The following is a 13,745-nucleotide window of genomic DNA, read 5'->3' as shown; positions in this document are numbered from 1 at the left end:
CGCCCGTGACGGCAGCCTCTACCGGGCCTGATTCACCCAGCTCATGGGGCGGTCCCAGCTTCGCCTCTCATCCGTCGAGCCTCGCTGAATCGCCCAGCTCAGCGCGCACATTCTCCAACGCCCGCCGCAACGACGGCAGCCTGCGATCACGTACCGCGGCAGCGCGGGCGGCGGCGGCCGCGTGCTCCCGCAGTTCCCGGTCCAATGCGGCGACCCGGTCGGCGACGCGCGCGGCCTCGGTCTCGTTGTGTCCGGCAAGTTCGGCGGTGAGCACCGACTCGGCGGCCACCACCCGCAGGGCCACCAGCTCCTGCACCGAGGACCGCACCGCGCTGGTGGCCTGTCCCACCCACCGATCGAGCACCACCCGGTCGCGCAACAGCCCCCGAATCCTGACCACCCACACCGTGGCCGCCACCCCGGCGATGGCGCATCCGGCCGCACCCAGCGCGGCCAGTCCGGACGCGAGGTGGGCGAAGAGCCGGCTCAAGGTCAACGCCACGCCCAGCCCAAAACCGATTCCCAGCACCGCCATCAACTGGGTCTCCAACAGTCGGGACTCCAGCGGTGGCTTGCCGGAGTCGACCTGCGGCACCGGCACCGCCGCTCCGGTCGGCATTTCGGGTGCGACCAGCCCCAGTTCCTGGGCGACATCGGCCAAATGCTCGGTGATTCCCTGGTCGACCTCGGTCACCACTTCGGTCAGCCGGGCGTGGACATAGGACTCGAACGCCGCCCACCGGCGGCGCGTCATGCCCGCTGCGTCTTCGCCCAACTCGCTGCGCACCGAGGCGCATCGTTTGGCGGCGAAGTAGGACAGTTGCACGCGGGCCGCGGCGATGCGGCTGCGCAACGCGATCACGCGCTCCGATTTCGACATTCGCCGCTGCCGCACCACCTCGTCACGCTGCTCCTGCAGTTGCGCCACCCGGGTGCGGCGGCCTGCCGCGCGGGCGTCGCGGTCGATGCGATCGGCGTCGGTGCGCAGCTGAAACTCCCACGAGCGCAGCCGGTTACGACGCTGAGCATCGCCGTCCTCGAGCTGTCTGGTCAGTTCCGCGATCAGGTCGTCGACCCGCGGGTCGCCGCGCTGCGGTGCCGCGGCCGCCCCCACCCACGCCACGTTGCGGTAGCGCGGCGCGTGGCCGGAGAGGGTTTCGCGGGCCGCTGTCTGCATCTCGCGCCACTGCCGGTGGACGTCGATCTTGGAAATCACGCCGATCACCACATCGGTGTGAGGGGTCACCGCATCGAGCAGCGCGCAGTCCGACTCCGTCAGTGCGGCGGCGGCAGACACCACGAACACCACCGCCAGCGGCACCTCCCCCGGTGCCAGGTCGGTGGCTTCCATCACCAGCCGCTGCGGCATCCGGTCGGCCAGGGCCTGCGTCATCGCGCTGACCCCGGCCAGCCAGGGGCCGGTCACCGCCACCACGTCGCAGCGCCGCACCGGCGGTGGAAGCACGTCGGGAGCGACCTCAGCGACCAGGGCATCTACCCCGGTGATCGGGCCCGCCTCGGCCGATCCGCCACCCTCGGCGGTCATGGGCGGCCCCGCGTCGCGGCCCAGGCCCGCAGCGATCCCCGAGCGATATCGGCGGCGCAGGCCCGCCGGGCGGCGCTGACCGGTGCGCTGCGGTGACTCTGCCAGCGACGGGCCCGCGCCAGCGCCGGTTCCTCCGGCAGCTCGATCGCGGCCGCCGCCGCGGTCAGCCGAGCGGAGACCGTCGCATCACGGTTCAGGAATTCGTCGATGCGGCTGTCCCCGACTGCCATCGCCTCCAGCCGGATCACCGCCTCCGACATCCGACGGTGGTGAACGGCAGCGCTCATCACCTGCAGCCGGGCGACGACACGATCGACACCGCTGAGCCGGCGCAACCGGGCGCGGGCCTGCGACAGGGTGCCGTTGCTTCCGGCCAGGTCGAGCAGTGCCGCGATCCCGGAGAGGTCGACGGTGGCGCACAGCCGCTCGCGGGTCTGACGCGGCACCGGGTGCGGACCGCTCACGAACTGCTCGGCGCAGCGCAGATCGGCGGGCCGGGCGGCCACGCAGCCCAGTGCCTCCCACAGTGCCCCGTCCAGCCCACCGCCGAGCGCGGCCAGTGCGAATATCGCCGACATCGGTTCAACCGGTACCGGCATCGTGGCGGCATCGTGCCCGCGCAGGTCGGCCTTGTTCAGCACCGCCAGCACCGGGTGCCGCCGCGTGGCATGCAGTGCGGCGATGTCCTCGGGCTTGACCGACTCGGCGACCACATAAACGGCCAGCTCGGCGATTTCAGTCCCAGCGGGCTGCTCGGCGATGCTCAGCCCGGCGGCGGCCAGCGCCGCGGCGACGGTGCGCCGGCCGACACCGCGGCGGCCACGCACCGCGACCTGCAGGGGCGCGGTGATGGCTGCGGCGATCCCCGCCAGTCGGGGGTCGGAGTGCTGGGTGGCCAGCGCGGTCAGCTCGTCGGCGAAGAGCTGGTGCCCCTGTGTCACGACCCTGCCTCCCCGCGCAATCGGCTCCGGGCCATGGTGTCAGCTGCTCCGCGGCGACGCGAGTCACCCTCCCCAGGGCGACTTGGCCGCGCCGACGGGCCGCGCTAAGCAACTGTTGGGTATCAATGTGGACCGCGAAGTGGGTACAGATGCATCCATGGGCCACCATGGACTGATGCATGCGCCGCGCGACGTCGAGTCAGCATCAGACGTCACTGGCGTCGACACCCCGGCTCCACGCCGTTTCCGCAACTTCAGCGTCCGCTACCGGCACTCCGCGCTGTCGGACGGTCAGCGCCAGACCTGGGAGCGGCTCTGGCCCGACCTGGGCGCCGATGTGGTGCCGCCCGACGGTCCCCACCATCGCCCCCAGCCCCTGGATCCGCACCGCTGGTTCGGTCGCGATGCACCCGTGGTGCTCGAGATCGGCTGCGGAGCCGGCACCTCGACGGTAGCGATGGCGCAGGCCGAACCGGACCTGGACGTGCTGGCTGTCGAGATATATGAGCGCGGGCTGGCGCAACTGTTGTGCGCGATCGACCGCGAGGGACTGGGCAATATCCGGCTGCTGCGCGGCGACGGCCTCGATGTGTTGGAGTACCTGATCGCCCCGGCTTCGCTGATCGGGGTGCGCGTCTTCTTCCCCGACCCGTGGCCCAAGGCCCGGCACCACAAGCGGCGGCTGTTGCAGCCGGCCACCATGGCCCTGATCGCCGATCGGTTGCAGCCCGGCGGGGTGCTGCACGCGGCCACCGACCATGCCGACTACGCGGTGCAGATCGCCGAGTCCGGCGACGGTGAGCCGGGCCTTCGCCGGGTGGCCGGCCCTCTCGTCGACGTCCGCCTACCTATCTCGGTCGCTCGCCCCACCACCAAGTACGAGGCGAAGGGCCGCGATGCGGGCAGCGTGATCAACGAGTTCGTCTGGGTGCGGGCCTGATGACCAGCCCCGACCTGCGGGCTGGAGTGGACGGCGAGCCGACCGGGACCGAACCGACCGCCGAGGGGACGCCCACGCAGCGGGTGCTGCTGGTCTGGGACGCCCCGAACCTGGACATGGGCCTGGGCGCGATCCTGGGCCGTCGTCCGACCGGCGTGGAGCGGCCCCGCTTCGACGCACTGGGCCGCTGGCTGCTCAGCCGCACCGCGGAGGTGGCGGCGTCGCATCCGCAGCTCAAGGTGGAGCCGGAGGCGACCGTATTCACCAACATCGCCCCGGGCAGCGCCGACGTCGTCCGGCCCTGGGTCGAAGCGTTGCGTAACGTGGGTTTTGCAGTCTTCGCCAAGCCGAAGATCGATGAGGACAGTGATGTCGATTCCGACATGCTCGAACACATCGCGCTGCGGAAAGAACAGGGACTGGTGGCGGTGGCGGTCGCCTCCGCCGATGGCCAGGCGTTCCGGGAACCGCTGGAAGAACTCTGCGGTCTGGGCATAGCCGCCTCTGTGCTCGGATTTCGCGAACATGCGAGCTGGGCGCTAGCCTCGGATACCTTGGAGTTCGTCGACCTGGAGGACATCCCTGGTGTGTTCCGGGAGCGGCTGCCGCGGATCAGCCTTGATTCGCTGCCGGAACAGGGGGCGTGGCTCCAGCCGTTCCGGCCGCTGAGCTCACTGCTTACCTCGCGAGAGTGACAACTGGAGAGCCTGAAGTCAGGGAAGCGCGAGTCCGAAAGATGTCTCCACAGACCTTAGTAAGGAGCGTATAGGTGTTCGCCTGGTGGGGTCGAACTGTATACCGCTACCGGTTCATCGTAATCGGCGTGATGGTGGCGCTCTGCCTGGGTGGCGGCGTCTACGGAATGAGCCTGGGCGACCACGTCACCCAGAGCGGCTTCTACGACGAGGGCAGCCAGTCGGTGCAGGCGTCGATCGCCGGCGACGAGGTCTACGGCCGGGACCGCACCAGCCATGTGGTGGCGGTCTTCACCGCGCCCAAGGGCGAGACGGTCGACGACCCGGAATGGTTCGACGCGGTCAAGAACGGGCTCAACAAGGTCAAGAACGACCACCCCGATCAGATCATGAGCTGGGTCGGCTACTTCACCAATCCCGAGGCGCTGGCCAATATGGCCGACCCGGAGAAGAAGCACGCGTTCGCGTCGATCCAGATCAAGGGCGACGACGACGACACCATCCTCAAGAATTACCAGGCTGCCGAGTCGGACCTGCAGAAGCTCGACGGCGGCAAGGTCGAACTCGGCGGTCTGCAGCCGATCGCCAGTGAACTGACCGGCACCATCGCCACCGACCAGCAGCGCATGGAGGTGCTGGCACTTCCGCTGGTCGCCGTGGTGCTGTTCTTCGTGTTCGGCGGGGTGGTCGCGGCCAGCCTGCCGGTGATCGTCGGCGGGTTGAGCATCGCCGGAGCCACCGGCATCCTGCGCTTCGCCGCCATGTTCGGGCCGATCAACTTCTTCGCCCAGCCGGTGGTCTCGCTGATCGGTCTGGGTATCGCGATCGACTACGGGTTGTTCGTGGTGAGCCGATTCCGTGAGGAGATCGCCGAGGGCTACGACACCGAAGCGGCGGTCCGCCGGTCGGTGATGACGGCCGGACGCACGGTGGTGTTCTCGGCGGTGCTGATCATCGTCTCGGGTGCCAGTCTGCTCGTGCTGCCGCAAGGATTCGTCAAGGCGATCACGTATGCCATCTTCGCCTCTGTGGGCCTGGCCGCGCTGCTGTCGATCACCTTGCTGCCGGCCATCCTGGGCGTGCTGGGCAAGAACGTGGACGCGCTCGGGGTGCGCACCCTCTACCGGGTGCCGATCCTGCGGGACTGGGAGATCCACAACCGCATCATCGGCTGGCTCGCCGAGAAGACCCAGAAGACCAAGACCCGCGAAGAAGTCGAGGCCGGGTTCTGGGGGAAGCTGGTCAACTTCGTCATGCAGCGACCGCTGGCGTTCGCGATCCCGATCGTGATCGCGATGATCCTGTTGATCATCCCGCTGGGGAAGTTGTCGTTCGGCGGGATGAGCGAGAAGTATCTGCCGCCGGACAACACCGCCCGGGTTGCCCAAGAGCACTTCGACGAGATCTTCCCCGGCTTCCGCACCGAGAAGCTGACCCTGGTGATCAAGAGCGATTCCGACAAGCCGGTCACCGACCAGCAGGTCGCCGATATCCGCAACCGCGCGATGGCGATCAACGGGTTCGTCGTTCCCGACGACGATCCGGCCGAGATGTGGAAGGAGCGCCCCTACCTTCCGGGGGCCTCGAAAGACCACTCCGTCCGGGTGATCGAGAACGGCTTGGTCAACCGCAACGACGCCGCGCAGAAGATCAAGGCGCTGCGCGCCATGAGCACACCCAAGGGTCTGGACGTGCTGGTCGGCGGGACACCAGCGCTCGAGCAGGACAGCATCCATGCGCTAGTTGCTCAGGGACCGTTGATGCTGGCGATCTTGCTGATCACCACGACGCTGCTGATGTTTTTGGCGTTCGGGTCACTGGTGCTGCCATTGAAAGCAGCCGTGATGAGCGCGTTGACGCTGGGCTCGACGATGGGCATTTTGACCTGGATGTTCGTCGACGGGCACGGCGCCGGCCTGCTGAACTTCACCCCGACGCCACTGATGGTGGTGGTCATCGCGCTGGTCGTTGCGGTGGGCTGGGGTCTGGCCACCGACTACGAGGTGTTCCTGGTCTCCCGGATGGTCGAGGCACGAGAATCCGGGATGTCGACCACCGAGGCGATCCGGATCGGCACGGCCACAACCGGCCGGCTGATCACCGCTGCCGCGCTGATCCTCGCCGTGGTTGCCGCGTCGTTCGTGTTCTCCGACCTGGTGATGATGAAGTACCTGGCGTTCGGTCTGATGGCGGCACTGCTGCTGGATGCCACCGTGGTCCGGATGTTCCTGGTGCCGTCGGTGATGAAGCTGCTCGGCGACGACTGCTGGTGGGCGCCCCGCTGGATGAAGCGCCTGCAGAACCGGATCGGTCTGGGCGAGATCCGGCTGCCCGACGAGCGGCGCCGGGTGACCCGCCGTCCCGCGACGGCAACTGTCGCGCCGGCCCCCGCCGGTGCGGCAGCCCCGCGCCCGACCCACGACCCGACCCACCCCTCGCCGGGCCGCGCTGCCCCGGCGCAGCGTGCCGCAGAACAGCTGCCGACCCGGCCGGTGAGCGGCAATCCGTCCAACGCCCGGACCAATCGGATCAACACCGGCCCCGCCGAACCGCCCACCACCCGCTTCTCGGCAGCGGACCCGGCGACCGAGCGAGTGGCGTCCCCCGGCAAGGAGTCCCCGGGCGCGGGCGAGGAGCGCGAAATCGAGTCATGGCTGGGCGAACTGCGCGGCGGCCGTGAGGCGCCTCAGGCCCGCCGCGGCCGGCAGGGGGAACCTGAGCCGGACGCTTCCGACGAGCGGACCCGGTCCCTGCCCAAACCCACTGGGGACGCGGACAACACCGAGAACGCCCCCACGACGGCGATCCCGGTTCAGAGCCCCCAAGCCGACCCCGAGAACCCGGCCACCGAGAAGTTCGCCGCGGTCGGCGATCAGCCCGGCGACGACGCGACGGATGACCCGCAGACCCCGCAGCGGCGCGGTACCACCGGCGGTCTCAGCGCTGCTGAACTGCTGCGTCGGGAGGGTCGGTACTGACGTCGCCGGATTCTGGGTCCGGCGTATCGTCATCCACGACTTCCAGGGCATCCTCCGCGTCCGGAGTACCTGAAGCCGAGGTTCCGACCAGTACTCGCACCGCCCGGTCGACGAAGGCGATCAACGGAACGGCGAGCAGCGCACCGACGATGCCGGCCAGGATTCCGCCGGTGGAGATGCCCAACACCACCGCCAGCGGGTGGATCGAGACGGCACGCCCCATGACCAGCGGCTGCAGCACGTGGGCTTCCAGTTGGTTGACCGCGATGATCAGCCCCAGGGTGACCAGAGCGTAGATCCACCCCTTGGCGATCAGGGCGACCAGTACGGCCAGCAACCCGGTGAGCACCGCACCGACCAGTGGGATGAAGGCCCCCAGGAACACCAACGAGGCCAGCGGCAACGCCAACGGCACGGCCATCACGGCCAAGCCGATGCCGATTCCCAGGGCGTCGACCAGGGCTACCAGGAAGGTGGCCCGCACATAGCCGATCAGTGATTCGAATCCCGCCACACCGGCCGCGTGCACGGTGGGGCGCACCTGGCTCGGGAAGAACTTCACCGTGAACCGCCAGATGTCGCGGCCACCGTAGAGGAAGAAGATCAGCGTGAACAGCACCACGAACGCGCCGGTGAAGATCTTGGTGATGGTCTCGGCTGTCGACAGCGCACCGCTGGTCAGTTTCGCCTGGTTGTTGCGCAGTCCGTTGACCACGCTGTCTCCGGCGCTGTCGATCTGCTCCCTGCTCAGGTGCAGAGGCCCTTCGACCAACCAGTGCTGGGTCGAGTTGACCACCTGGGTGACCTGATCGACCAGCTCGGGCACCCCGTCGATGAATTGGTCGACGACGAAGGTCAGCAACCCGGCGAGCACGGCCAGGCCGCTCAGCAGTAGCAGGAACACCGCAAGACCCCTGTGCACGCCGTGCCGGGACAACCAGTCCACGCCGGGCAGCAGCAGAGCCGACACCATCATCGCGATCGCCACCGGGACGACGATCACTTCGAGGCGCCGCATGATCAGCAGCACCAGCAGCACCGCGGCGAACAGCACCAGCAGGCGCCAGGCCCACGCGGCCGCCTTGCGCACCGTCGGATGTACGGATTCGTCTGCGCTGGCTGACATTCCGGTAGCGTAACGATGCCGCAGCGGGTGCACATCAGGTAGCCGAATATCGACCTAGCGCGGCTAACCTTTGGATTCGTGCCCCACGCCCCCGTTTCGCACGACTGCGTCGTTCCCGACGTCGTCGTTCATGGCGTCGGCGGGCGAGACCCCTCGGGTTCACAGCGCTCCGTTGGCAAATACCGGTGGGTGAGCCCGGTCCTGGTGGGTCTGGTGGCGATCGTGCTCACGGTTGAACTCGTGCTGGTGTGGGACCAGGTTTCCGCCGCGTGGTGCAGCCTGTGCCGGGCCGACGCCCGCTGGCTGATCGGGGCGGTGGTGGCCGCGGCGGCATCGATGCACAGCTTCGCGCAGATCCAGCGGACGCTGCTGGGCTCGGCCGGTGTGCACGTGTCGCAGCGGCAGTCCGAGGCCGCCTTCTACGCGGCCAACTCGCTCAGTACCACCTTGCCCGGTGGCCCCGTGCTGTCGACCACCTTCCTGTACCGGCAGCAACGCCGGTGGGGCGCGACTCCGGTGGTGGCGTCATGGCAGCTGGTGATGTCGGGGGTACTTCAGGCGGTCGGGCTGGCCCTCCTGGGCCTCGGCGGTGCTTTCCTGCTCGGGGCCCGTAGCAACCCGTTCTCCCTGCTGTTCACCCTCGGCGGCTTCATCGCGCTGCTCCTGCTGGCGCAGGCCGTCGCCACCCGACCGGAACTGATCGACGGCATCGGCGTCCGCGTGCTGTCCTGGTTCAACTCGATGCGCGCCCGGCCCACCGACGCCGGGATGGCGACCTGGCGCCGGTTGCTGGGCCAGCTGGAATCGGTGAGCCTGGGCCGCCGGGACTTGTCGACGGCGTTCGGCTGGTCGTTGTTCAACTGGGTGGCCGATGTGGCCTGCCTGGCCTGCGCCGCCTATGCCACCGGTGGGCGGGCATCGGTTGCCGGTTTGACGGTGGCTTACGCCGCTGCCCGCGCGGCGGGGACCATTCCCCTGATTCCCGGTGGCCTTCTGGTGGTGGAGGCCGTGCTGGTGCCTGGCCTGGTGTCGAGCGGGCTGACGGTGCCCGACGCCATCTCTGCGGTGCTGATCTACCGGATGATCAGCTGGGTGCTGATATCGGCCGCCGGCTGGGTCGTGTTCTTCTTCGTCTTCCGCACCGACAACGCGGCCGACCGCGACACCGACGAGTACGCGGCGGTCCTCAGCGAACCGCGACCGGTTGGGTCACCGCACCGACCGGCAGGCCGGTTACCGGCAGTCCCCCGGGCAGTCCGCCCCCGGGCAGGCCGCCCTGAGCCTGCACGGCCTGCAGTAGCCCGAGCACCTGCGGCAGGCTGACCGCCAGCTTGCACTGGTCGGTCACCTCTTGGACCGGCGCGGTGATCTTGGCCAGGTCGTCGCCGACCTTCGGGTTGGCGTCGAAGTGCGCCTTGAGGTTTGCCAGCGTCTGCGGGCCGGGCTGCTGCTGCAGCGCGCCGGTCATCACCTGGTTGGTGTCCGGGTGCGAGTCCAGGTAGTCACCGGTCGAGGTGACGACCTTGCCCACGGTCCGGGCGATCTCGCTGGCCACGCAGGGGTCTTTGGCCGCGGTCGCCGAGGGTGCCGACGGGGTGGCCAGCAGCGCGGCCGTGACGGCCCCGCCCAGAACGACAGGCACGGCGGCAAGGACGCCCTTGCCCGACAGACTGCGACGCACCGTGGCGCGGGTGATGTTCACGAATTCTCCTCACGACTGGCGAGATCTCCGATCCGCCCCGACGAGTCCCGCCACATTGCGGATGACGCTTCGACGATGGTCTGGTGTGCGCGCGATGCCCCCCGGCAGCAACGGCAGATCGAAAGACGGCCTTTTCCCCATCCTGACAGTAACCACCCGGTGCCGCCACCCGAGCACAGGTCAGCCTGGTCACAGTGTGGTTCCCGGACGGCATCGGAGCAGCTCAGAGGCGACAGAAACGGCCAGTGCAATAGGTTGCTGCGGTAGGCTCGCAGCACGCGACGCACCGGTGCGGGCGAGAGCGGGGAGAGACGAAATCCAGCAGTTCATGATGCGCTTCAGCAACAACCTGCGCAGATTCCGCTGGGTGGTCTTCACAGGGTGGTTACTTGCTGTGCTCGCCTCGCTCTACCTGGCGGCCACCCAGTCCGGTCATCTCACCGGCGGGGGTTTCGAGGTCCAGGGATCGCAGTCGCTGCATGTGCAGTACCAGCTCGAGGATCACTTTCCCGAGCAGGGCGCCTCACCGCTGGCCTTGGTGGCCGCACCCCGCGCCGACGCCACCTACCTGGACATGAAAGACGCCGTCGCGCTGCTGCAGCGGGCTGCCGGCGAGGTTCCCAGCGTGACGGTGCTGCCCGATACGACGCAACCGCCGCCGCGTCCCGACCGGCCATACGTGGTGTCCCTGCGAGTCGATTTCAACAACACCGGCGCCGTCGACGTCGCCAAGAAGCTGCGCACCAAGCTGGGCGTGGCCGACGAACATCCCGGCCGGGTCGAAAACGGTTCGGTCAACCTCTACGTGATCGGGCAGGGTGCCCTCGGCGCCGCGGCGTCGGCGAAGACCAAACAGGACATCGGCGCGGCAGAGCGCTGGAATCTTCCGATCGTGTTGGTCGTGTTGCTGGCAGTGTTCGGCTCACTGGCGGCCGCCGCCATCCCGCTGGCGCTGGGGATCGGCACAGTGATCGTCACCATGGGACTGGTCTATCTGCTGTCGCTGTTCACCACGATGTCGGTATTCGTCACGTCGACGGTGTCGATGTTCGGGATCGCACTGGCGATCGACTACTCGCTCTTCATTCTGATGCGCTACCGCGAGGAACTGCGGGCCGGCCGCCAGCCGCAGGAGGCCGTCGATGCGGCGATGGCGACGTCCGGGCTGGCCGTGGTGCTGTCGGGCCTCACCGTGGTGGCCTCCCTGACCGGGATCTATCTGATCAACACGCCGGTGCTGGTGTCGATGGCGACCGGAGCGATCCTGGCTGTCTCGGTGGCGGTGCTGGCGTCGGTCAGCCTGACCCCGGTGGTGCTGGCCGTGTTCGGCCGGGCAGTGGCCAAACGGTCGGCGCTGCTGCACTGGGCACGCAGCCCCCAGACCGTTCAGTCGCGGTTCTGGACCAGCTGGACGGCGTCGGTGATGCGGCGCCCCTGGGCCTCGGCGTTGGCGGCGGCGGGATTCCTGTTGGCGCTCGCGGCGCCGGCGCTGTCGCTGTCGCTGGGCAACAGCATGCTTCGCCAGTTCGACTCCTCCCACGAGATCCGGGGCGGGGTGGCCGCGGCAGCCCAAGCCCTGGGTCCGGGCGCGCTGGGACCGGTCCGGGTGTTGGTGACCATCCCCGGCGCGAACGCCTCGGCGCCGGCCCACGCCGAGACGTTTGCGGCGATCCGCCAGGAGATGTCGCAGGCCCCCAACATCGCTTCGGTGTCCCCGCCGGTCTTCGGCAACGACAACAGCAGCGGCCTGCTGTCTGCGGTGCTGTCCGTCGATCCCGAGGACATGGCCGCACGGACCACCGTGGACTGGATGCGCGAACACCTGCCGGAAGCGGCCGGCTCGCCGGCAGTGCAGGTGGACGTCGGCGGACCGACCGCATTGATCAAGGACTTCGACGACCGGGTCGCAGCGGCCGAACCGATGGTGCTGGTTTTCGTGGCGCTGATCGCCTTCCTGATGCTGTTGGTCTCCATCCAGTCGGTGCTGCTGGCGCTCAAGGGCGTCGTGATGACGGTGCTGTCGGTGGCAGCTGCCTACGGCAGCCTGGTGATGGTGTTCCAGTGGGGCTGGCTGGAACGGTTCGGTTTCGCATCGACCGGTTCCATCGACACGTTCATTCCGCCGCTCGTGCTGGCGATGACGTTCGGCTTGTCGATGGACTACGAGATCTTCCTGCTGACCCGCATCCGCGAGCGTTTCCTGCAGACCGGCAACACCCACGACGCGGTCGCCTACGGGGTGAGCACCAGCGCGCGCACCATCACCAGTGCCGCCCTGATCATGATCGCGGTGTTCATCGGTTTCGCGTTTGCCGGGATGCCGCTGGTGGCCGAACTGGGGGTGGCCTGCGCGGTGGCGATCGCGGTCGACGCCACCGTGGTTCGGCTGGTGCTGGTTCCGGCGCTGATGGCGATGTTCGCCGAGTGGAACTGGTGGCTGCCGCGCTGGCTGGCCCGGATCCTGCCGTCGGTCGACTTTGAAAAGCCGCTGCCCACAGTGGATTTGGGTGACGTCGTGGTGATACCCGATGACATCTCCGCGCTGATCACGCCCAGCGCTGACCTTCGTGTGGTGGTCAAGTCGGCGGCCCGGCTCAAAGGGCTGGTTCCGGACGCGGTCTGTGTCAGCGACCCGTTGGCGCTACGCGGCTGCGGAGTGGCCGAGATGGCCACCAGCAAGATCGAAGCGGTGCCGGTCACCACCGGGCCGGCAGCACCGCCCACGGCGGGCGGCAGAGGGGTGAGCCACGCGCTGGCCCGGCTGACAGGTGGCTGGCAGTCGCGTGCCGGCACGGTCCGGGCGCAGCCCCGCACCATTCGTCCGGTTCACCCGGTCACGGTGTGGCGACGCCGGCTCGCCATCGCGCTCGACGCGCTGGAAACCGAGTCATGGGCGGCCAGCGAGATCGGGCTCGACGTCCCGGCGTTGACCCGGTGCCGTCCGATGGAGGCCGCGGCCGTCCAACTGCCCACCGGAGACCGGCTGCAGATCCCCACCGGTGCCGAAACCCTGCGCCTGGCGGGCTACCTGGTACTGGCACGCAACAGCCCGCGCGACTATGCCGGGCTGGCCGACCTCGCCGATGCGCTGGGCCCGAAAACCGTTGCTGGGGCCCTCAGCGGAATTGATGCGTACTACTCTGGTCAACCAGCCGACGGACACTGGATGGCCACCCAGCTGGTATGTCGACTCGCCGATCCGGAGCCCACCGCACGCGGCGACTACACCCCCGGCGACGATGCGCTTGGGGCGAGTACGGACTGGGAACACGTCCAAGGGCGCTGCCTGGCAGTTGCCGTGGCGATGCTCGAGGAGGCGAGGTGACGTTGGCCGCGGACCGACGCCGTGGGCCGCTGCCCCGGCAGCCGTCCGGCGACACCGACCGGCCGGTCGAGTTCTGGCCCACGTCGGCCATCCGGGCTGCGCTACAGACCGGCGACATCGCCACCTGGCAGCTCATCGTGGTGGCACTCAAGCGCGATCCTTACGGCCGTACCGCCCGCCAGGTCGAAGAGGTGCTGGAAGGCACCGAATCCTTCGGTATCGCCAAAGCTTTGTCGGAGGTCCTGACCCGTGCCCGCGCGCATCTGGAGGCCAACGAGCGCGCGGAGGTCGCGCGTCACATGCGGGTGCTGATCGAGCGGTCGGGATTGAGCCAGCAAGAGTTCGCCTCGCGGGTGGGGGTTCCCGCCGACACGCTTGGTGACTACCTCAACGGCACAGTCAGCCCACCGGCCTCACTGATGATCCGGATGCGCCGACTGTCCGACCGCTTCGTCAAGCTGCACACCCGCGAGACGCCCGACGCCGTCTGAC

The 13,745-nt window shown here is 68.7% G+C and carries 9 protein-coding genes and 1 pseudogene; 6 read left to right on the top strand and 4 right to left on the bottom strand.

Going from position 1 to position 13,745, the window contains the following annotated elements; translation table 11 throughout:
• Positions 1-67: 67 nt before the first annotated feature.
• Both N416_RS0113705 and N416_RS0113700 read right to left on the bottom strand, forming a co-directional pair.
• Complete coding sequence (locus tag N416_RS0113705) at positions 68-1,546, bottom strand: hypothetical protein (RefSeq protein ID WP_024442676.1); 1,479 nt, start codon at positions 1,544-1,546, stop codon at positions 68-70.
• A complete protein-coding gene (locus N416_RS0113700) occupies positions 1,543-2,487 on the bottom strand; it encodes a hypothetical protein (RefSeq protein WP_024442675.1) in 945 nt (314 codons plus the stop codon). Before N416_RS0113700 ends, N416_RS0113705 begins: the two co-directional genes overlap by 4 nt.
• 157 nt (positions 2,488-2,644) lie before the next feature.
• Here N416_RS0113700 and trmB point away from each other — a divergent pair, with 157 nt between their 5' ends.
• From trmB to N416_RS0113685, 3 genes are all read left to right on the top strand, one after another.
• Positions 2,645-3,427 (top strand): tRNA (guanosine(46)-N7)-methyltransferase TrmB, encoded by a 783-nt coding sequence (gene trmB, locus N416_RS0113695; RefSeq protein WP_024442674.1) that lies wholly within the window; start codon positions 2,645-2,647, stop codon positions 3,425-3,427.
• Entirely contained in the window at positions 3,427-4,122 is a 696-nt protein-coding gene (locus N416_RS0113690) for an NYN domain-containing protein (RefSeq protein WP_024442673.1), read from the top strand. The genes trmB and N416_RS0113690 overlap by 1 nt, the downstream gene beginning before the upstream one ends.
• A 74-nt stretch (positions 4,123-4,196) precedes the next feature.
• Entirely contained in the window at positions 4,197-7,100 is a 2,904-nt protein-coding gene (locus N416_RS0113685) for an MMPL family transporter (protein ID WP_024442672.1), read from the top strand.
• On the opposite strand, the gene N416_RS0113680 is transcribed toward N416_RS0113685, so the two are convergent.
• Positions 7,060-8,226, bottom strand: coding sequence for an AI-2E family transporter (locus tag N416_RS0113680; protein ID WP_024442671.1), 1,167 nt, complete (start codon positions 8,224-8,226; stop codon positions 7,060-7,062). The two genes, N416_RS0113685 and N416_RS0113680, sit on opposite strands and share 41 nt — an antisense overlap.
• A 189-nt stretch (positions 8,227-8,415) precedes the next feature.
• Here N416_RS0113680 and N416_RS0113675 point away from each other — a divergent pair, with 189 nt between their 5' ends.
• Entirely contained in the window at positions 8,416-9,549 is a 1,134-nt protein-coding gene (locus N416_RS0113675; RefSeq protein WP_024442670.1) for a YbhN family protein, read from the top strand.
• A 16-nt stretch (positions 9,550-9,565) separates the two neighbouring features.
• Here N416_RS0113675 and N416_RS23915 read toward each other — a convergent pair.
• Positions 9,566-9,868: pseudogene (locus tag N416_RS23915) on the bottom strand (hemophore); the annotation flags it as partial.
• Positions 9,869-10,256: 388 nt separating this feature from the next.
• On the opposite strand from N416_RS23915, the gene N416_RS0113665 reads away from it, so the two are divergent.
• A complete protein-coding gene (locus N416_RS0113665; protein WP_024442668.1) occupies positions 10,257-13,253 on the top strand; it encodes an MMPL family transporter in 2,997 nt (998 codons plus the stop codon).
• Positions 13,250-13,744 carry a helix-turn-helix transcriptional regulator gene (locus tag N416_RS0113660; RefSeq protein WP_024442667.1) on the top strand — a complete coding sequence of 165 codons (495 nt, stop codon included), beginning with the start codon at positions 13,250-13,252 and terminating at the stop codon, positions 13,742-13,744. Before N416_RS0113665 ends, N416_RS0113660 begins: the two co-directional genes overlap by 4 nt.
• The last annotated feature ends 1 nt before the right edge of the window (position 13,745 follow it).

Source organism: Mycobacterium sp. UM_WGJ (genome assembly GCF_000455125.1).
Lineage (GTDB): Bacteria > Actinomycetota > Actinomycetes > Mycobacteriales > Mycobacteriaceae > Mycobacterium.
This window is presented reverse-complemented; position numbering and strand designations above follow the sequence as displayed.